Annotated in this window: 18 protein-coding genes; 1 reads left to right on the forward strand and 17 read right to left on the reverse strand. The window is 37.9% G+C overall.

Translation table 11 applies throughout. The features are described 5' to 3' along the window. Nucleotides 1-276 precede the first annotated feature (276 nt). From DD627_RS01995 to ykzS, 7 genes are all read right to left on the reverse strand, one after another. Nucleotides 277-1,308, reverse strand: a complete 1,032-nt coding sequence (locus DD627_RS01995; RefSeq protein ID WP_260274953.1) for a lysylphosphatidylglycerol synthase transmembrane domain-containing protein — start codon at nt 1,306-1,308, stop codon at nt 277-279. A 4-nt stretch (nt 1,309-1,312) separates the two neighbouring features. Further along, nucleotides 1,313-2,320, reverse strand: coding sequence for a glycosyltransferase family 4 protein (locus DD627_RS02000; protein ID WP_057785040.1), 1,008 nt, complete (start codon nt 2,318-2,320; stop codon nt 1,313-1,315). Nucleotides 2,321-2,344: 24 nt separating this feature from the next. After that, on the reverse strand, nt 2,345-3,520 hold the full coding sequence (locus tag DD627_RS02005) for a glycosyltransferase family 4 protein (protein ID WP_260274952.1): 1,176 nt from the start codon (nt 3,518-3,520) through the stop codon (nt 2,345-2,347). 87 nt (nt 3,521-3,607) lie between these two features. Then, nucleotides 3,608-4,387, reverse strand: a complete 780-nt coding sequence (locus DD627_RS02010) for an alpha/beta fold hydrolase (RefSeq protein WP_057785037.1) — start codon at nt 4,385-4,387, stop codon at nt 3,608-3,610. A gap of 95 nt (nt 4,388-4,482) precedes the next feature. Further along, a complete protein-coding gene (gene ptsP, locus DD627_RS02015; RefSeq protein ID WP_260274951.1) occupies nt 4,483-6,204 on the reverse strand; it encodes a phosphoenolpyruvate--protein phosphotransferase in 1,722 nt (573 codons plus the stop codon). After that, nucleotides 6,204-6,470: a phosphocarrier protein HPr gene (locus tag DD627_RS02020; RefSeq protein ID WP_057774159.1), complete on the reverse strand. Its 267-nt coding sequence runs from the start codon at nt 6,468-6,470 to the stop codon at nt 6,204-6,206. Before DD627_RS02020 ends, ptsP begins: the two co-directional genes overlap by 1 nt. Before the next feature lie 161 nt (nt 6,471-6,631). After that, nucleotides 6,632-6,829 (reverse strand): protein YkzS, encoded by a 198-nt coding sequence (gene ykzS / locus DD627_RS02025; protein ID WP_068805831.1) that lies wholly within the window; start codon nt 6,827-6,829, stop codon nt 6,632-6,634. Between the two features lie 248 nt (nt 6,830-7,077). On the opposite strand from ykzS, the gene DD627_RS02030 reads away from it, so the two are divergent. Further along, nucleotides 7,078-9,318 carry an ATP-dependent Clp protease ATP-binding subunit gene (locus DD627_RS02030; protein WP_260274950.1) on the forward strand — a complete coding sequence of 747 codons (2,241 nt, stop codon included), beginning with the start codon at nt 7,078-7,080 and terminating at the stop codon, nt 9,316-9,318. Nucleotides 9,319-9,382: 64 nt separating this feature from the next. Here the strand turns inward: DD627_RS02030 and DD627_RS02035 are convergent, their stop codons facing one another. The 10 genes from DD627_RS02035 to recX form a co-directional block, all read right to left on the reverse strand. Further along, a complete protein-coding gene (locus DD627_RS02035) occupies nt 9,383-11,521 on the reverse strand; it encodes an LTA synthase family protein (protein WP_260274949.1) in 2,139 nt (712 codons plus the stop codon). Nucleotides 11,522-11,737: 216 nt separating this feature from the next. Beyond that, nucleotides 11,738-13,315, reverse strand: a complete 1,578-nt coding sequence (locus DD627_RS02040) for a peptide chain release factor 3 (RefSeq protein WP_068805840.1) — start codon at nt 13,313-13,315, stop codon at nt 11,738-11,740. Between the two features lie 10 nt (nt 13,316-13,325). Further along, complete coding sequence (locus DD627_RS02045; RefSeq protein WP_260274948.1) at nt 13,326-15,344, reverse strand: CDP-glycerol glycerophosphotransferase family protein; 2,019 nt, start codon at nt 15,342-15,344, stop codon at nt 13,326-13,328. A gap of 17 nt (nt 15,345-15,361) precedes the next feature. Continuing rightward, nucleotides 15,362-15,640: a hypothetical protein gene (locus DD627_RS02050; protein WP_286984568.1), complete on the reverse strand. Its 279-nt coding sequence runs from the start codon at nt 15,638-15,640 to the stop codon at nt 15,362-15,364. A gap of 138 nt (nt 15,641-15,778) precedes the next feature. Further along, entirely contained in the window at nt 15,779-16,201 is a 423-nt protein-coding gene (locus DD627_RS02055) for a hypothetical protein (RefSeq protein ID WP_260274946.1), read from the reverse strand. Between the two features lie 95 nt (nt 16,202-16,296). Further along, on the reverse strand, nt 16,297-16,701 hold the full coding sequence (tagD, locus tag DD627_RS02060; RefSeq protein ID WP_057784569.1) for a glycerol-3-phosphate cytidylyltransferase: 405 nt from the start codon (nt 16,699-16,701) through the stop codon (nt 16,297-16,299). 109 nt (nt 16,702-16,810) lie between these two features. Next, nucleotides 16,811-17,917 (reverse strand): AI-2E family transporter, encoded by a 1,107-nt coding sequence (locus tag DD627_RS02065; RefSeq protein ID WP_260274945.1) that lies wholly within the window; start codon nt 17,915-17,917, stop codon nt 16,811-16,813. A 260-nt stretch (nt 17,918-18,177) separates the two neighbouring features. Beyond that, a complete protein-coding gene (locus DD627_RS02070) occupies nt 18,178-18,735 on the reverse strand; it encodes a DUF402 domain-containing protein (RefSeq protein WP_068805852.1) in 558 nt (185 codons plus the stop codon). A gap of 300 nt (nt 18,736-19,035) precedes the next feature. Continuing rightward, nucleotides 19,036-20,238, reverse strand: a complete 1,203-nt coding sequence (locus tag DD627_RS02075; protein WP_260274944.1) for a serine hydrolase domain-containing protein — start codon at nt 20,236-20,238, stop codon at nt 19,036-19,038. Nucleotides 20,239-20,269: 31 nt separating this feature from the next. Beyond that, nucleotides 20,270-21,085 carry a recombination regulator RecX gene (recX, locus tag DD627_RS02080; protein ID WP_068805858.1) on the reverse strand — a complete coding sequence of 272 codons (816 nt, stop codon included), beginning with the start codon at nt 21,083-21,085 and terminating at the stop codon, nt 20,270-20,272. Nucleotides 21,086-21,101: the final 16 nt, after the last annotated feature.

Here is a 21,101-nt window from a genome sequence, read left to right on the forward strand (position 1 = left end):
ACGCAACTATTTAACTTTATCATCAGTTTTTCTAAAAGTCAACAACCAATTTCAACTTTTAAAAAACATTTGATTGTCATTACAAGAAGCTGTGCCTCTCAAAAACGACCTTGAATATCATATCAACTATTCATCACTTGGTCAAGTCAAAAATCCCATTTTTTTATAAATCAGCGTTCAAATCCCTTGATAAGCCTGAACAAAACTAATTAAAACTTTTTTTGGAAACATAAGAAAAACCGCACTTCCACTTAGAAATACGGTTAAAAATTCACTTCATAATTTTTTTACAATCGTTCGATTTAATTTATCTGGTTTAGTCACTAAAGCAAACATACCACCAAACATGCCAAAGTAATAAGTTAATAATCGCCAAATCATCATGGCTAAAACTAATTTACTATTACTATGAATAAAACTAGAGAACAAAACATCAAAACTATATTCCGCCCCACCTGAACCACCTGGAATAGGAAAAATAGAAATAACCATGACAATCAAAACATGTAAGGATGTGACCATAATGACATTTATACCTGTATATCCCAAAGACAACATAATATAATACGGCACTAAGTAGTAAAAGAGAAGTTGAAAGAAAGTCATTATAAAAATTTTAATCAACAGTTTCCACTGCGATTTTATACGGACGCTTTCCAAATAAAAAGTGTCTACCTTCTCATCCAAAGAAACTTTCCACTTAGCATACCGATCTTCTTTTACAAACCATCCAACCGGTATCATAATCCAACTAATCAGTTTTTTTGTAAATCCATGCCAGTACATGACTAACAATAAACCGATGATGACTGCAAAATGAATCAAGAAACCAAACACAACAAACAAAGACAGATAACTCATCTTTGCCGCAATATAATCAAAGCCAATCAGTAAACTAAACATAAAGTTAATCACTATCATAGCTTGAAATACCACAAATTTCATCAAAAGGACAGAACTTGCTCTGCCAGCCTCAACCCCACTTTGCATTAATGCCACAAGTTGTGCCGGTTGGCCTCCTGACGAAAAAGGCGTAATGCCGTTAAACAACTGTTCAATTAGTGGAATCCGAATTGCATCCCGAAAAGAAAAACGGTCTCCGTTACTAACCACAAACATTCGCGTAATGACAGCTTCAATTCCAAAATAAAGCAGCATGCAACCTATCGCCACCAATAACCATTGCACATGAATGTGAACAATGTCATGTAGTAAATGATTGAGATTAATATTCCGTAATGAAAATCCAAATATACCAATACCCAGAATTAACATAAATATCAACACAATTTTATTTCTCTTGGACATTACTCTAGCCCTCTCTTGCCTGACGCATATAAAAGCCGTGCCAAATATTGGCTAAATGTTCCTCTGAATATTGTGCTGAGGCTTCATTAGATTTCTCGTGTAATGTCTTTAATGCATCAGTATTCTTAGTAAGATAACTAATTTGTGCTTGCATTTCACTAACATCCTTTGCCGGCGCATAGTACCCCTCAATTATTGCATGATAAAGATCTAAATCCCGTAATAAAACTGGGGTCCCACAACTAAATGCCTCTAGTACGGACATTGGAAACAGTTCATTATACGATGGCAACAAAAACAAATTGGCCACGTTATAATAGTTGACTAACTCTGAACGATCAATAATTCCTGTAAACTTCAAATTGGCCGGTGGATTATCCACAACTTTTTTCAAATCCGCATAACCATCTGTCATTCTGCCGAAAGAGAACCCCCCTGCCCATATAAAGTGGAGATCCGGATTATTTTTTGCAAGCTTAATAAAATCCTTAACCCCTTTACGTTCCTGGACTTGACCAATTCCCAAAATAACAAACTTATCTTGTTCTATATGCATTTGCCTTCGCAACGCTTGTTTTTTTTCAGAACTCATCTCATAAAACTCGCTTTTGTGCACAAAATTGGGAATGTAGCTTATTTTTTCTTCTGGAATTCCATATGCAGTTAATTTGGGAATAAACGTTGGATTAACCACCACAATATGATCCATCCGTTTATAGAATGCAATTATATACTTGTAAAAAATCCCTCGAAATGGTTGAGGAATTTTTAAACTACCTTCTATTGTTTCGGGCAAAAAATGGACATAACCTATTTTCCTACCCCTGCCTGGCATAAACGTCGACAAATAAAATTGAGGATCAATCGTATGGTAATGACTAATCTCAGAACGTCCATATTTATTAATACTAATTTTAAACTCGTCGGGAAAATGTGTTTTCAGTAATGAAATTAATTCCTCATAAGCACTACCGACACCTTGTCCTTTAACTTTTGTTGCTGAAGAGAACATATTAATTCGCAAATCTTTTCCCCCTTAGTCAGAAAAGCTTGAAGACTCTTCTCGATCTGCATACAGCACTAATGAATCTTTATAAAAATCTACAATTTGCTTACCAAAATGATCCGCCGATATATCATAAAGTTTGCGTTCCCGAGGCTCAGGATCTTCAAAACTAACCGGATGATTTAAGTAATTATCCGCAAAATGCACAAATTGTTTTTCCGTTTCGAAAGTCACTCCCAGTGATGGATCATCCAATAACTGATCCGTATAAGGGCTAGATTTGACGACCACCTTTAGTCCAGCCGCCAACGCTTCAATATAGGTTAAACCCTGCGATTCAGAATCTGAGGCGGATACAAACAGGTCTGCCATTTGATAGTAACGGTACACAATGTCATTATCAATTTCGCCGGTAAACCGCACATGATCAGTAATCCCCAAATTCTTAGTCTGCAGTTCCAAGCTTTCTCGTGCTGGGCCGTCACCCACGATAACTAACAAACTATCTGGAACTGCTTTTAAAATTTGCGGGAAGGTTTTAATAACTTCTTGAATATTTTTTTCATAAGCTAATCGACTTAAAGAAAGTAAAATTTTCTTTTTTTTAGGAAAACCATATTTCTCTCGCCAATCAATTTCTTCATGTTGGGCATAATGATTCACATTAACACCTGTCGGAATCACACGAATAGGTGCTTTAACACCATAACCGTTTAACGTTTTTATCACTCGTTCGCTCGGCGCTACAACTCCCGTTAAATGATAACAAAAAGCTCGCGTACCTTGTTTAACATGATAAGGGCGTAACAAATGCCCATTCGCCACGTAGTGTAAATAGTCCTCATACATTGTGTGATACGTATGCACACATGGAATTTTTAAATTTTTAGCTACAAACTTACCAATCCAGCCTAGTGAAAATTCAGTCTGTGTATGAACAATATCTAAATTTAATTCTTTTGCAACTTGATAGGCCTTGAACAAACCACTTACAGCTATTCTTCGGTCAGTAAAAGAAACGAAAGGAATACTTGCAAAACGAAAAATATTTCTTTCGTACACATTTTTGTCTACTTTAGGATCTGTCGTTGTAAAAATATAGACTTGATGCCCCTGTTTTTCGAGCTGCTCCCTCAAGGTCTTAATCGAGGTCGCGACACCACTAACCTGTGGGTAATATGTATCTGTAAAAATTCCTATATTCACAAGTATCCTCCCCAAAAAACTATAAACTTAATCAAGTTTAATTATATTGGTTTCATACGCGTTATGCAAACAACTCTCTTGTAGCTCTTAATTACCTATAAATTGCCATAACAGTTGATTAAATTTTTCTGATTGCTCAGCCATCACAATATGACCACTTTTTTCAACCATTGCCGTTTTGATTGTACCATTCATCTTTTGAATCTCATCACTAAAATGATAATCAAAGTAAGGACTCTGCTGTCCAACAACTAAAAGCATCGGAATTGACATTCTTTTAATCACATCCCGCCAATCCTGAACAGCATGATTTAGTAACAACGGATAATCAAGCTTTGAGTCAAACGGATAACTCTCCGTCACTTTCTTGACTAATGCAAATGTGTCATCATCAATATGTTTGAAAGTTGACGGACCTAAAGGTTGCTTCAAACGATCTTTGAAATTTTGCCAAGTTAAATTTTTAAACCCAAACTGCCAATCACTTTCATTAATCATTTTCGGCGGCTGATCAACTATGACAATTTTGTGCACGTTCACAGGACCAAACAAAGAAAGATAAGCATAAATCGTTGCCCCACCCATTGAATTTCCAACCAAGATGAAGTCGGTCAATTTCAACAACACACACAATTCATGAACGTCTGCTGCTAATCTAGAAATACGTAATCCCCAATTAACATGCTGCGACAAACCTTGATTTCGAAAATCTAGCCTCACAACTCGAAGACCACGCTGCAATAACAACTTTTTTTGTTGATGCCAGATTTCCTTTGAGCCACCAAATCCCGTCAAAAAAACTACGGGCTGCCCTGTTCCCTCATCTGAATAATCCAACGTCACTAGATCGCTCGTTTCAAACTTCATACTTTCAACTCCATTTTTGTTAATCATTTTTAGTATAACAAAAAAATCTCCAAGGATTTAAAGATCCCCAGAGACTTATCTAAAACTAAATTTTGTTACTTAATTGCATCGTTAACGAGTTTGATGACATCGTCGTTAGTTTCTGCTTCAGTAACGGCCTTATCGGCTAATTTCTTCATTTCTTTGGTGTCCAAGCGTTTCATCAATGAACGAGTCTTCAAAACTGAAGTTGCACTCATTGAGAATTCGTCCAAACCAAGTCCCATTAAAATTGGAACAGCAGTTTGGTCGCCGGCCATTTCACCACACATACCAGTCCACTTGCCCTCTTTGTGAGAAGCATCAATTGTGTTTTTAATAAGACGCAATAGGGATGGATTATATGGTTGATACAAATATGAAACTTTTTCATTACCACGATCTGCAGCAAATGAGTATTGAATCAAATCGTTTGTACCAATACTGAAGAAGTCAACATATTTAGCTAACTTGTCAGCAATCATAGCGGCAGCAGGGATTTCCATCATCATACCAACTTGGATGTTATCACCGATCTTAGTTCCAGCCTTAACCATCTTTTGCTTTTCATCTTCAAAAATTGCTTTAGCTTTCTTAAATTCAGCAACAGTTGCAATCATTGGGAACATGATTGCAAGTTTACCGTAAGCAGATGCTCGCAACAAAGCTCGTAATTGTGTTCGGAACAAATCTGTCCGATCCAAGCTAATTCGGATAGCACGATAACCCAAGAATGGGTTCATTTCGTCCGGAAGTGGTAAGTATGGCAATTGCTTGTCTCCACCAATATCCATGGTCCGAATAACAACTTGTTTGCCGTTCATTCCTGAAACAACTTGTTTGTAAGCTTCAAACTGGTCGTCTTCAGTTGGTAGTTCGCTTGAATCCATGTACAAAAACTCAGAACGGAACAAGCCAACAGCTTCAGCACCATTATCAATAACACCTTTGATGTCATCAGGGGTACCAATATTAGCTGCTAAATCAAAATGAACGCCATCCTTCGACGATGTCTTTTCATCACGAAGTTTTTCCCATTCAGCTTTTTGAGCCAAAAAGTCTTTTTGCATTTTTTGATATTTTGCAACTTCATCAGCATCTGGGTTAACGAGTGCCAGTCCATGCATCCCATCAATCACAACGGTATCGCCAGCTTTAATATCTGTTGTTGCTTTTTCACTTCCAACAATAGCTGGAATTTCCAAAGTACGGGACATAATTGCAGAATGTGATGTTCGGCCACCAATATCTGTAATGAATCCCTTAACAAACTTACGATCCAACTGAGCAGTATCACTTGGTGTTAAATCATGAGCGACGACTACAACTTCTGAATCAATCAAAGCTGGGTTAGGTAATTCAACCCCTAATAAATGACTCAAGACACGCTTTGTCACGTCACGAATGTCTCCGGCACGTTCTTGCATGTACTGATTATCAGTCATTGCTTCAAAAGTTTCAATAAAACCATCAGTGACATCTTTTAATGCTTGTTCAGCATTAACGCTGTCATTCTTGATCTTGTCTTCAATATTACCAATCAATTCTGGATCTGAGAGAATCGTAATGTGGGCCTCAAAAACTTCGGCTTCTTCTTCACCAAGGCTTTTAGCAGCTTTACTCTTAATTAACTCTAGTTCTGCTTTAGATGCGTCTAAAGCGTCTTGAAGACGTTTAATCTCAGCATCTGGATTATCAATTGTTTTCTTATCAAATGACAGATCAGGGTCGACAAGCATATATGCTTTCGCAATTGCAACGCCATCACTGGCAGCAATTCCCTTCAATTGTTTTGCCATTAGTCAGAAAGTCCTTCCTTTTTCATTGTATCTGCAAGAGCTTCAATAGCTTCTTTTTCGTCATCGCCATCAGCAGATACGGTCACATCAGCGTTTTGACCAACACCTAATGACATAACACCCATGATAGACTTCAAGTTAACTGATTTGTCTTTGTAAGTTAACTTAACATCAGCGTTAAATTTGCTTGCTGCCTGTACTAATAAAGTAGCTGGACGTGCGTGAATACCTGTTTCTGCAATAATATGAAAGTCTCGTGTTTCCATTATAAATCGATCTCCTTTAAAAATATAAGTTTAGTAAGGGCTTTCTTTTTAAGTTATAAAACGAACATAGCATTCATCTTACTAACAATTAATCAGCCTTTCCCATTGATGATAGCAATTTCTCGAAATTTTTACAAGCCCTTTCACGAATAAAAGTGAAATTAATGTTCACCGTTTTCATGAGTTTCAAAGTGATAAACTACTTTCCCATTTCGTTGAGCCGATCCAATTACGCGTTTTCGCTGATCATACTTCATATAGATAGGTTGAAATTCTGAAAATTCATCTGGTTCAACCGTTAATTCTTTAATTGTTCCTTGTCTGAGCTGTTCCAATAAATTCGAAAAATCTCGTGCCATTTGATCACCTGCCTTTATAAAGTAAACTCAGTTTAGCTGAAAACGATACAAAGTTCAAATATTGGCACTCTATATGTCAAAGTGCTAAACTAGTTTTTGAACCTACAAAAACGCCTTACAAGTAGATTCGAAGATAGTTATTTTTCGATACAAATTGCTTGCACAATTTTTTCGGCGCGTTATAATATGGTCATGGTCAAAGTTGGTCAAACATTTTTGACCTTGATTCTTTGAAAGGAGTCAGCAAAATGTTATGTCAAAATTGTCATAAGAACGAAGCAACGATTCATTTGTATACCAATGTCAATGGACAACGGATGCAGATTAATCTTTGTCAAAATTGCTATCAACTTCTAAAACAGCAAGAAGGAAATAACTTAGGAAATGGAGGTGCCGCAAACATGGCACAAGACCCATTTGGATTTGGGAATTTAGATGACATTTTCCGCGCAATGCAAAACGGAAATGTTGAAAACCCACAAGGATTAAACCAGCAAGTTCCCCCCACTCAACCAAGCGGTCCTACCGGTAATAACGGTGGTAACCAACGTAATGGCAAAGGTGGTTTGTTAGATCAATATGGTCTGAATTTAACTGAGCTGGCTAAAAAGGGAAAAATTGACCCCGTGATTGGGCGTGATTCAGAAATTTCAAGGGTTATTGAAATTTTAAATCGCCGTACTAAAAATAATCCCGCTTTAATTGGTGAAGCCGGCGTTGGTAAAACAGCCGTTGTGGAAGGTTTAGCTGAACGAATTGTCGCTGGTGACGTCCCTCAAAAATTAATCAACAAACAAATTGTCCGTTTGGATGTCGTTTCATTAGTACAAGGTACTGGAATTCGTGGTCAATTTGAGCAACGCATGCAACAACTTATGAAAGAAGTTGAAAATAATAAAGACATGATCGTCTTTATTGATGAAATTCACGAAATTGTTGGTGCTGGGAATGCTGAAGGTGGTATGGATGCTGGTAACGTTTTGAAGCCAGCATTGGCACGAGGTGATTTTCAACTCGTTGGTGCCACTACTTTAAATGAGTACCGGGATATTGAAAAAGATGCTGCTTTAGCACGTCGCCTTCAACCAGTTCAGGTTGACGAACCTAGTGTGGAAGAATCAATTCGTATCTTACAGGGAATTCAAAAGAAATACGAAGATTACCACCATGTACATTACACAGATGACGCGATCAAGGCTGCAGCAAAGCTTTCTAAGCGCTATATTCAAGATCGCTTCCTACCAGATAAGGCAATCGACTTGCTTGATGAAGCGGGATCTAAAAAGAACCTCACGATTAATACCGTAGATCCAACTACCATTCAGCAAAAGATTGACAATGCTGAAAAATACAAACAAGACGCCTTAAAGGCCGAAGATTATGAAAAGGCCGCTTATTATCGTGACCAAGTTAATAAACTAGAAAAAACTAAGTCTGGCGCAACTAACCAGAGTGAAATTCCAACAGTGACTGATAAAGATATGGAACAGATCATCGAAGAAAAAACGGATATTCCGGTTGGCGAGTTACAAAAACGTGAACAGGAACAACTACAAAATCTTGGTGAAGATTTACGTGCTAAGGTTATTGGTCAAAATGAAGCCGTTGAAAAAATTGCTCGCGCCATTCGTCGAAACCGAATCGGTTTGAATGGTACTGGCCGACCAATTGGTTCCTTCCTCTTTGTTGGCCCCACTGGGGTTGGTAAAACTGAATTAGCTAAGCAATTAGCAAACGAACTATTTGGTTCAGAGGATTCAATGATTCGTTTTGATATGAGTGAATACATGGAGCCACATTCAATTTCTAAATTGATCGGTTCGCCTCCTGGCTATGTTGGTTATGAAGAAGCCGGTCAGTTGACTGAGCAAGTTCGTCGTTACCCATATAGTTTGATCTTGCTTGATGAAATTGAAAAGGCTCATCCAGATGTCATGCATATGTTCCTTCAAATTCTAGATGATGGTCGTTTGACGGATTCTCAAGGCCGGACTGTTAGTTTCAAGGATACAATTATTATCATGACCTCTAACGCCGGAACCGGTGACGTTGAAGCTGACGTTGGCTTTGGTGCTGCAGCAAAAGGCACAACCCACTCAGTTTTGGATAAGTTAGGTAATTACTTCAAACCTGAATTCTTGAATCGTTTTGACGATATTGTTGAATTTAATTCACTCACCAAGGAAAACTTAATGAAAATTGTTGACTTAATGATTGGCAATGTCAATCAGATGTTAGCTGTTCAAGGCTTACATGTGCATGTGACAGAACCAGTTGAAGAGAAATTAGTTGAGTTAGGTTACAATCCAAAGATGGGTGCTCGTCCACTTCGTCGAGTAATTCAAGAACAGATTGAAGATCGAATTGCTGATTATTATTTGGACCATCCAGATGCAAAAAATCTTGTAGCTAAGATTGCTGATGGCAACATTGAACTAACCGTTGAAAATGTGGCTGACACCAAGGCTGCATCTACCAAAAAAGCTTAATTTACAAAAAAACTCATGGTTGAACGAAATTAATCGTTTAACCATGAGTTTCTTATACATAACGTTATTTAGATGAAGAAGAGGATGATGCTGATGAAGATGAAGATGAAGATGAAGAGCTACTGCTACTTGAATCTTCAGACTCCAGTTCTGGTGCATCTGTTTTATAAAGATCTAAGGTTGATTTACCTTTATTTTTCTTCAGTAAACTTGTTGGCTCTTTTTCCTGTGCTTTACTCAATTCCTTAAGACCAGCTGATTTCTTGTAATTATACTTAGTTTTATCAACCGTCTTAAACCAAGAATGCTTAGAGAATCGGAGTAAATCACCGTTGATAACCGAATCAGATAAGGATAATTCTTTATTGACATAAGTTTGAATCTTGGCAACTTCTTTCTTTTCAGTTGCAGTTTTATCTGTGATTTGTTGTCCCATCTTTGTAAAGTACAAGTCATTGCCATACTTAGTATACTTCGGTGAAACAAAGTCCCCATCACGGAAGGCAACAATTTGATTGCGATCCTTCGACAACAAATCTTGCCCAAATTGAATGGCCCCTGGGTCTTTAATTCCCAAAAGATTTGTTAACGTTGGCATTACATCAATTTCGCCCCCATAAGTATGGTTAATACCGCCCTTCAGTCCGGTCATATGAATCATGAACGGTACCTTTTGGAACATGGCCAAATTGTAGTTATCGATTTGTTTTAAACCAAGAATTTTAGCAATGGCTGCTTTGTGGTTGTTTGAGATTCCGTAATGATCACCATACAAGACCAGCATACTGTTCTTCATTAAACCAGACTTCTTCAAATAGCTGATCAATTCACCAATTGATTGGTCCAAATAATGCGCAGTCTGAACATACGGATCGACCGTTGGATCCCCAGTATCCCATTCTTTAATTGATGCATCTTTTTTAGAAATCAAATATGGATAATGGTTTGAAACGGTAATTAATTTTGCATAGAACGGTTGCGGAAGTTGTTCCACGTACTTCATGGCATCCTTCAAGAAAATCTTATCTTTCATACCGTAACCACTGACATATCCTGGTTTGATCTTGTAATACTCTTTACTAAAGAAATATTGATAACCAAATGATTTATAAGCATTATCTCGGTTCCAGAAACTCGGCACGTCCCCATGGAACGAAGCGGTCGAATAGCCATTTTGATCTAAAATAGCCGGCATACTTTGAAAAGTATTGCTAGTTCCATCCATAACCATGGCGGAACCCTCTGCCAACCCAAACAAAGAGTTTTCAAGCATCATTTCAGCATCGGACGTTTTCCCTTGGCCAACCTGATTAAAGAAGTTATCAAAACTCAACGTATCTTTTTCATGATACAGTTTGTTCAAGTTAGGCGTAATTTCTTGGCCATCCCATTTCTTATCAATAACAAATTGTTGCAAACTTTCTAGATGGATGACAAAAACATTTTTTCCCTTTGCCACACCCTTGTACTGGATGTTTGAAGATACATGATGTTTTTTCAAGAACTTCTCAATCGGTTTTAGTTGATCATCTGAGGCCTTCGACTTTTGTTCACTGTACTGGTACGTTTTGATCGCATCATACGCCGTATATGTCTGTAAACCTAGATACTTCACAATATAGTTATTATCGAATGTTCTGGTTAACAACCCTGAACGATTACTATAGGCCATGCCCAAATTTACGCCAAACACACCAATTGATAAAACGGTGGTGGCCAAGGCATAACGAAATTTGAACCGGGTCGTATCAATTTTGATAAACCGCACGAGTAATAACAAAATTAGGAAAATCACATCCACAAAAACCAAAAAATCGGTTCCACGCATGATGCCCATTAAACTTTTACCAAGGTTATCAGATGTCGATCCGGATCCCTTGATTAAATTGAACGTAATAAAGTCTGAGAATTCTCGGTAATACAAAATATTTGCGAACAACCACGTGGATAAGATAGCGTCCATTAAAATCATCCACCAATAAGCCCAGCGTCCCCGAAAATATAAACCAATCCCAAAAAGAAACAAAGCCGTCGCAATTGGCGAAATCGCCAAAATTAGTTCTTGCATATGCCCTTGAACACCTAAACTGAATTTCATTTGGTAGGCCATATAGGATTTTATACAAAATAGAATAACGGCGAACAAGAAAAATCCAAACCGAGTATTTAATCCCCGACGGATCTTATGCCACGCTTGACTCATAGTTGAACCTCCATTACACATCAACAGTGATATTTGAACTTTAAAGCCGTTCATAAACTAAATAAGTATAACTGAAAAACGGTATTTTTAATAGACCTTTACCATGTATTTTAAGAGATTTTTAGATAACTTTAAATTCCAATTACCAAAAACGAATCGCAAAAAAGGGCAAATTCCAAGTTATAAATTGGATTTGCCCTTATAAAACAACTTAAATTACAGCTTAGCGGTTAACTTAATTTTTGGATACTTACCTTTAAACCAACGTTCTGCAAATTCATTTTCAAATAAGAACAATGGCTGATCCATACGGTCCTTTACCAAAAGATTCCGTGAAGAAGACATCCGCTCGTCCAGTTGTTCCGGATCGATCCAGCGAGCAATTTTCTTGCCCATTGGTTCCATAACAACTTCTGAATGGTATTCGTTTAACATCCGGAATTGGAAAACTTCAAACTGAAGTTGACCAACCGCACCCAAAATATAATCACCCGTATTATAATTTGTGTAGAGCTGAACAGCCCCTTCTTGAACCAGCTGTTGAATCCCTTTATGGAAAGATTTTTGCTTCATTACATTTTTTGCAGCAACATGCACAAATAGTTCTGGTGTAAATTGTGGTAATTTTTCAAACTGCACGTCATGTTTCCCTGAATAAATGGTATCACCAATTTGGAAATTTCCAGTATCGTATAGCCCGACAATATCGCCAGCAACCGCCTTTTCAACTGTATGCCGTGCATCAGCCATAAACTGGGTTGAATTTGAAAGACGAATCACCTTTCCAGTTCGATGTAAGGTCACATCCATCCCCCGATCAAATTCCCCTGAACAAATTCTGACAAAAGCAATTCGATCCCGGTGATTGGGGTTCATGTTGGCTTGAATTTTAAAAATGAAACCTGAAAACTCGGGATCATCTGGTTCGATTTTTTCTTCAGCTTGATCCACATGAGCTGCGGGAGCTGGCGCATACTTCAAATAACTGTCCAAAAAAGTTTTAACCCCAAAATTAGCTAACGCCGAACCAAAGAAAACAGGCGTTAAATCTCCGGATAAAATTTTGGCCTCATCAAATGAATTGCCGGCTTCACTAAGTAGCTCCATATCGCCTTCAGCATCTTGATAAGCACTATCTTCAGTCAGTGGATATTTATCTGAGAGTTTACCTTCCGCATCCAGTGGCAAATACTGATTACCCTGTGCATCTTTACGATATAAAACCACTCGCTGGTTATAGCGATCATACAATCCTTGTAGTCCTTTACCCATGCCAATTGGCCAGTTCATTGGATAAGCATCAATTCCCAACACTTCTTCTAATTCATTAACCAAATCTAAAGGCTCACGGCCATCTCGATCCAGTTTATTCATAAATGTAAAAATGGGAATCCCCCTCATTTTACAAATTTGGAACAACTTCTTGGTTTGGGGCTCAATTCCCTTTGCAGAATCAATAACCATGACAGCGGAATCCACGGCCATTAAAGTTCGATACGTATCTTCGGAAAAATCCTCATGTCCTGGCGTATCCAGAATATTGATTCGTTTTCCTTGGTAATCAAACTGCATAACCGAACTAGTTACTGAGATTCCACGTTTCTTTTCAATTTCCATCCAATCTGACTTTGCATAATTACCAGATTTTCGGGCTTTAACGGTTCCAGCTTCACGAACAACTCCTCCAAAAAGCAATAATTGTTCCGTAATCGTTGTTTTACCAGCATCCGGATGAGAAATAATGGCAAACGTTCGCCGTTTTGCGACTGCTTGATCTATTTTTGTTTCGTTCATAACTACCTTCCTACTTCTTAATTGCGTTTACAATATAATCTACTACTTTTCGCGATGAGTCTCCACTATCAATTGCACAAAAACGGTCGTAGAATTGCTGGAAACGGACATTATTGGTCATATCCCCGTTTTGCAATATTTTTCCTATCTCAGTAAACATGTCTGCTTCCGAATGGACAATTTCGCCCGGAAGCTCATGTTCATAATCCAAATAGAAACCTCGCAATTCATTTTTGTACATCTCATAGTCATACGGATAAAACAAGATTGGCCGTTTTAAGTATGCAAAATCAAAGAAAACTGAGGAGTAATCAGTGATCAATAAATCAGAAACTAAATACAAATCACTGATATTAGGATAATCAGAAAGATTTAAAACACAATCTTGAAATTCTGAGACGTCGATTTGATTCGCAATCAAATAGTGCATCCGCAAAATCAAAATCGTATCTTTCCCGTACTTTTCTTGGAATTTCTTCAAACTAAATGGTAATTTAAATGTGTATTTCCCAGTCGTGATAAACGCATTATCTCGATAAGTTGGTGCGTACAAAACGACCTTCTTATCGGCTGGAATTCCCATTTTTTCTTTCAAGTCCTTGATTCGTGCCGCCGTCGTGTTAATTAACTCATCATTACGCGGATAACCGATTTTTAAAACTTGATTCTTATAGCCAAATGCTGATCGAAAAATATTGGTTGAATAATCATTGGGACTAATCAATGCATCCCATCGATTTGCTTCTCGAGTGAAGTTCCGATGATAAGACACAGTATCCGTTCCAGGCATCGTCACCTGTTTAATATCCAGACCTAATTTTTTCAATGGTGTCCCATGCCACGTCTGCAGATAAAAGGTGAATTTAGATTTTTTTACCCATGATGGATAACGGGCATTACTAACCCAACTTTGCGCACGACGCATCACTGATACCCATTTTACACTATCACGGACAACATAGTGCATCCCGTGATCTCGACAAAAGCTTTTGAGTTCCGGATAAATCGACCACACCAAATTATAACCTGGATAGAACTGCTTAAAAACGCGATAAATGGCAAGTGGACTATCAGAAACCTGGCGGCCACCAAAGCTTTCAAACACAACTGTTGGCCGTTGATATGGTATTCGGCTCCGCTTAAATAATTGTTTAATCAGATGCAACCTTATTTTACCGAGAAAAACGCCCGCTAAGCCTAAAGTTAGCTGTGCTTTTCCTGCGATCCGTTTAACCAGTTGTTGCATTGATAGCTTTTCAATTGGCAAGACCAAAGTCAGCCTACTATCATATGCCAAATCCAACTCAACAACATTGCCATTTACATTTTGAATAAAATCACTATCAGGATTAAATTGACTCGCGACACCAAGGCGTTGATGAAAATATTTATCGTTAAAATCATAAGTAATTGCCAGCTCATATTCATTAGCAATCGTCAATTGGGCAAATGGAATTTTAAACTGAAATAGGTCTGGATACTGACTTAAATTTTCAGTAATCCGCAGCATATCTGTCTCATCATTTTTATTTTTAGCTGTAACTACAATGTTTTGTAAACTCTGCACATTAATCTGTTTAGTGCCAAAAAGCATGATCCCATCAGGCACGTGTTGCACATTTTGCAACTCAAACAGATCATCATTAGTTTTGCGATAAACTTCGATATTCACGTAACCAGCAAAATCTGTCTGAAACTTTTGAAACAAGTTAATGTCCAACCATTTATTGTCCACAAACTCATTTTCAACCTGAACCGTTTCAAAATGATCGCCTTCTTGCCACTGTAAATACATTTCCCAAGTGAACCGATTCTGTCCCGGAAAACTACCTGTCAATTGCCCAGAAGGTAGCTGAAACTGCAGCATATTTCTGTCAATTCTGACATGGCTGATCATGAAGCTTTCTAAGGATTCCTGCTCAATAAAAAATAGCCGCAAGTTTTTAACTTGCTGTGTTAACCCGATTAAGTCAATTTCGTATTCTTGTTCTTGAGACCTAGTCTGCACATCGGACAAAATTGCGCGCATTAATGCTGCCCCCTTTCTCAATAATTAAAAGTTTTTAAGGTGCCCAAATAAGGACTCATGGATTCAACCAATTCTAAATCTATAAAAATCCCGGTTGTCTGATCATTATCAATTAGCTGACGTAATTGCCCTGCATAAAATTCAAATACATTTTTATAAGGACGCCAAGTCACATAGTCATGGACACTAAATTGAGAATTTGAGATTTCAAAGCGTACGGTATTCCGTGGCGTGCCCTTAAACAAATCTGATTCCACAATCGCGCCACGCGCCGCAAATTCACTATCACTTGCCACTCTATAATTTCTAAGCCGTGGCTGTTTGACAATGAATTGGTAAAGTTGTTGGTTAGTGTTATTCAAAACTTCATAAATTGTTGGCTGTCCATCTTGAAAATGGACAACTTCTCGAACTCTTTGTTGGTCATCATAATATTATTGCGTTTGTAACGTACCATCCGCAAAGCTTTTAAGAAGCGCCAATCTGTCTTGTCTAAAAATCCGTTCCATGATGAGGTCATGTTTATCAAAATACCTTTCGATCTTTTCATGTTCAGGAAGTTCAAAAGTCCGTTTTTCCGGTTCACCAGAGTGAATTGTATCTAGCGTTTGCAAGCTGACAGCAATCCCCTTTTGTTCATGTAATAAATCAAACCAATTGATAATTTTTGCTTCAGAATTTTCCCTTGCAACAGCCTTGGTCAATTTAAAAGTGACTTTGGCTGCCAAATGATAGTCCAAAATCATGACCAAAACTGTCACCCGAATTTGATTATTCACTAATTTTTTAATCGTTTTTATCAGGTACGGATTCTTTATCGAAACAGCATCCGAAACCAGAACTAAGGCTTTTTTCATCATCAATCCTCTTACCAATCTAATCATTAAAAAAATTTAATTTAATATCATATATAAGAAAAAACTGAGGGATTACCCCCAGTTTTTGTTTACTTTTACTTTTTATTGTCGCTTGCTAGACCAAGATCACGTTTGATTTTAGTCGTTGAAATACCTTCTGTTCGTGGTAAATAAACCACTTCACAATAATCTTTCAGGAAGTCAAACTTACCTTTCCAATCATCGCCCATCACAAAAGTGTCAATGTGTCTTTCTTGGACATCTTTGATTTTTTGATCCCAACCCTTTTCTGGAATAACTTCATCCACATAACGGATAGCTTCCAAAATGTACTTGCGATCTTCGTAACTGGTATAAGCCTTTTTTCCTTTTAAAGCATTAAACTCATCCGTTGAGACACACACGGTTAAGTGGTCGCCCAATGCCTTTGCACGTTTAAGTAAACGAATATGTCCCTTATGAATTAAATCAAAAGTGCCATAAGTAATTACATTTTTCAATGTTCATTCTCCTAAGAATATAATATTAAATACTCACCAATATTACCACAAACAAGCCGCCGTATTCCAGTAAATTAGCGTTATCCTAGTTAATCAAAACTAACTTAAACTAATCTTGATTATTTAAGATCCAAATATGATAAATAAATTCAACTAATACTTTGACAACAGCATAGGCAGGAATTGCCAAGATCATTCCAGGAATTCCCGCAATTTTTCCAGCCGCCAACAACAGAATAATAATGGTTAGTGGATGTACTTGCAAACTCCGACCAATAATATTGGGATAAATCAAATTACCATCCACTTGTTGCACAATCAAAACGACGATAACCACCCAAACAACTTGCATCGTGGAATCCGTCAGAGCAACTAGCAACGCTGGAAAAATTCCAATATACGGACCAACATAGGGCACAATGTTTGCAATCCCAGCTACGACACCTAATAACAACGCATAAGGCTGACCAATTATCATATAACCAATTGCGGTAAACGTCCCCACAAACAAGCATTCCAAAACCTGTCCACCAATGTATGAGGATAACGTGGCGCTCATTTTATCAAACAATTCCACAATCGTATCTGCATTTTTTGCTGGTAACATTCGTTTGATGGAGGGCATTAACTTCCAGCCGTCTTTTAACATGTAAAATAGCATTACCGGCACCGTAATGATCACAACTGTGACACTTGTAATCGTGGCGATTAACGTGCCAATGCTACTCGTCATTGTGCTTAAGATTGACTCTGCATAGGTTCCAATTGAACTATTCATTTTCTTAATGTAGGGATCTAAGTCTACGTTTTTAATCCAATCGGAATGTTCCAAGAAATGCTGTGAGGCCCTTTGTAAATTGCTGGCAATACTTGGTAAACTTTCAATCAACTGCGCAATCTGATTGGCCAATCTTGGAATCATCCATCCCAATGCATACCCAATAATTCCCAGCAACAGAACAAACACAATCACCACGGCCCAGGTATGGCTAATACGAAACTTTTTGTACTTAATTTTTTGAATCAATTTAACTAACGGATTAAGTAAATAAAACAAAAATCCGGACAAAAGGATTGGCACAAACACGGTTGAAATGAAAGTTCCAATCGGCGCAAACAAAAAATTAATTTTGGTACAAACATAAATTAAAGTCGCTACGATCAGCAACTCCAAGGTCCAAAACATCAAGGGGGATCGCCTAATCTTATCAAACATAGCATGGCTCCTTTTTCTCTCTGTGAAAACTAGTCATTACATAAACTTGTTTTCCATTCCATAACGTTTCTATTATAGCCTATTAAGACATCATTTTTCATAACCTTTGCATTACAAGAACAGTAAATTTAAAAAAGTGGCAATTTTTTGTTTTATAAAAACAAACTGACAACATTTGAACTTTTCAAACATTGCCAGTCATATTTATATAGGTAGACCTGAAATCAAATTAATTGGTTCAATTTCTCTTACGATCAAAATTAACGCCGGTTATTCCGTTGAACAAGTTCTAGATAACGATGGTACCAGATATTAATAAATTCGTTTGAAAACGGTCCAATCCCCTGATCAATCCAATCGGTCAGTGTAATGACGCTCGAACGCACAATTTGGTCTGTATCTTTTGGATAGTGCCACTTCCGGCTAAACCGTTCGTATTCATCAACATCTAATAGCTTTCGATCCCCATTCGGATAGACTTTTACATCTAAATCGTAATCAACATATTTAAGTGCTTCTTCATCCAATACATATGGAGAAGCCAAATTGCAATAGTTTGATACGCCGTTTCTGCGAATCATGGTCACCACGTTAAACCAATAATCTTTATGAAAATAAACTATGGCTGGCTCGCGAGTTACCCATCGTCTCCCATCATCTTCAATCACAAGCGTATGGTCGTTACAACCAATAAACTCATCATCGCTATTCTTTAATACCATTGTATCCCGCCACGTCCGATGCAAACTGCCATCGTGCTTATAGCTTTTGATCGCAATATAGTCCCCTGCTCTAGGCTTCTTAGACTTGCGATTCATTCTATGACACAGCTTTCTAATTCTGAAGGTTTTAACTCTTAGAATTCCATCCATTATTATATCAAAAAAGACCAGCAGACGAAAGAACGAGTGCTGGTCATAAAAATAAATTTTGATCAATATCGATTCAAAGTGGTTTCACTATTCTTGATGTAGTATTGTCCCATTCTAAGGTTAATAAAACTATGTCGGTCGTTTCGAAGTTAATTTTTCGCCTCTAACCAAAAAGCGGATCTCCGCCACTCAAAATTAGTCTACAATAAAAAGATTGTTTTCCTAAATCACTTCTAACTTAATCATTTAATACATGCCTTGCATCAAGTTTTGATAAATCTGATGACATTGCTGCGTCAACATTGAATCTTTCCGCCGATAATTACTCAACATAATCACCGCATTTTGTCCGTCGCCGCTAATCATCATGCCGCTTTCTTCACCATAACCAACACCGTGACTCCAATAACCGCCATTTTTTTCGTGATACAAACCGCCCGCATAGCCTATCCGATTACCTGCTGCATCATGCAAAATCTGCGTATTTTCAACACTCACAAATCTAGCCTGCAAAATTGCACGACTAACCTTATAAAAATCACTCGCATTCATATAGACATTTCCTGTTGCCAACTCATTATGCTGATTAGCTGGTGACTCGTGAAACGCATGTAAATAATTAGCAGAATCATCAGAAAATGGTTGATTATGATACGGCGTGGACAACCAATTTGCTCGTTTTGCTAACATGACAAAGCCTGAATGATGCAGGTCCAGTAACCGGATAATGTGTTGATTAAATAATTGATAGTAAGTCCGATGGGTCACCCTCTGCAAAACTCCCGCTAATAACGTGTAATTAACAGGCTGATACGACCACTTGTGATTCTGATTTGGTAAGAATTGCACATGGTGAGCTGCATAATCTACCACCCCGGAACCAGAAAGTGAACGGGTGGAAAAATTGTGAATTCGTAATCCGGTCGTCATATTAAGCATAGATCGAATCGTCATTTTTTTAGCACCTGGAATATTTGGATAGAATTGGGCCAGTCGGTCTGTCAACCTCAATCTACCTGCTTCCACCTGTTGCATTAATAAAGTCGCGGTCATTGATTTTTGCATCGATAAAATTTGATATTCAGATTGTGCCGTATTAAATCCTTGTTTTTGAAAATTAGCATACCCATAGCCTTGATCATAAATAGGTTGGCCATTTTTCACAATTAAGATCGTGCCCACAAACTGGTCGCCACCAATTAAAGGTTCCAGCAACTGCTTTAACTTTTTAGCCTTTAGCGATAACTTCGGCTGTCGGGTCACCACTTTGCGTGGAACAAAGGTTTTTGGTACTAGTTTTCGTGCTGGTATATGCTTCGTTGAGCCACTAAAAAAGATGGGATCACTACGTTGCATCACGCGATGATTGTGATAACCAAACCCGGCGCTTCCAATCAGAATCATTAAAATAAATCCAAACAAAATAACCCGCCATAAACGTTTTTTCATAACTATTGCTCCCCCCATAAAACGATGATACTTATTTTAAATCTTCTTGTTCGTCAATTAATCGATTAATGGCGTCCGACTGGAAACCTTTCCCATATAAGGTTCGCCTCGTGCGCATCTTCCGTTGTGAAAAAGCATAGCGGCGATTACGATTCCAAACTTTTTCAAATTCACTTTTCAATTTCTCGTCTTCCAAGTCAGGGTCAATTTCAAATTCCATTTGTTCAAGAATTTGAGTAATCACATCTCCTGTAAATCCCTTGGTCATCAATCCTTGCCGCACTTTTTGTTTCATCTTCGAAACCGGATCCCGGCGGTAATGGTGACTAAGTTTCTCGCCAATTTCAATCCCGTTAGCGACCTGATCATCTGCCGGATATTCTAATAACGCCTGCTCGATGTCATTTTCTAAAATACCCTTGGTTCGCAAGTTGCGGGTAATCACAATGGGGCCCTTATCAGAAGTCCGAGCCATCGTTCGCACGTAGCTTTGGGCATACTGAAGATCATCCACTAAATTTAATTCCCGTAATTTTTTCAAAGTTGCTTCAATCGTGGGTTCTGGAATTTCTTTTTCCCGAAGCTTTTGCTGAATTTCTTTTTCCGTTCGTAAGTGGCCTGACAAAAACGCCAATGCGCGTGAATAAGCCTTGGAAACATCATCTGCTGCCAAGATTTCTTCTTGCAATTGCTTATCAATTTCCATCCCTTTGAAAATGCGATATTTAATCATCACATCTTCACTAATCGGAAAGGCGTATTGGTCATCTAAAAAGACGTTATAACGTCCTTCTCTTTTTTGCGTGGTAATTTTGGTTACCTTTGGAACTGCTTTTTTTTCTGTCATCGTGAACCTCCTTGCT

Origin of the sequence: Pediococcus sp. (assembly GCF_003533255.1) — a bacterium.
GTDB classification, from domain to species: domain Bacteria; phylum Bacillota; class Bacilli; order Lactobacillales; family Lactobacillaceae; genus Pediococcus; species Pediococcus parvulus.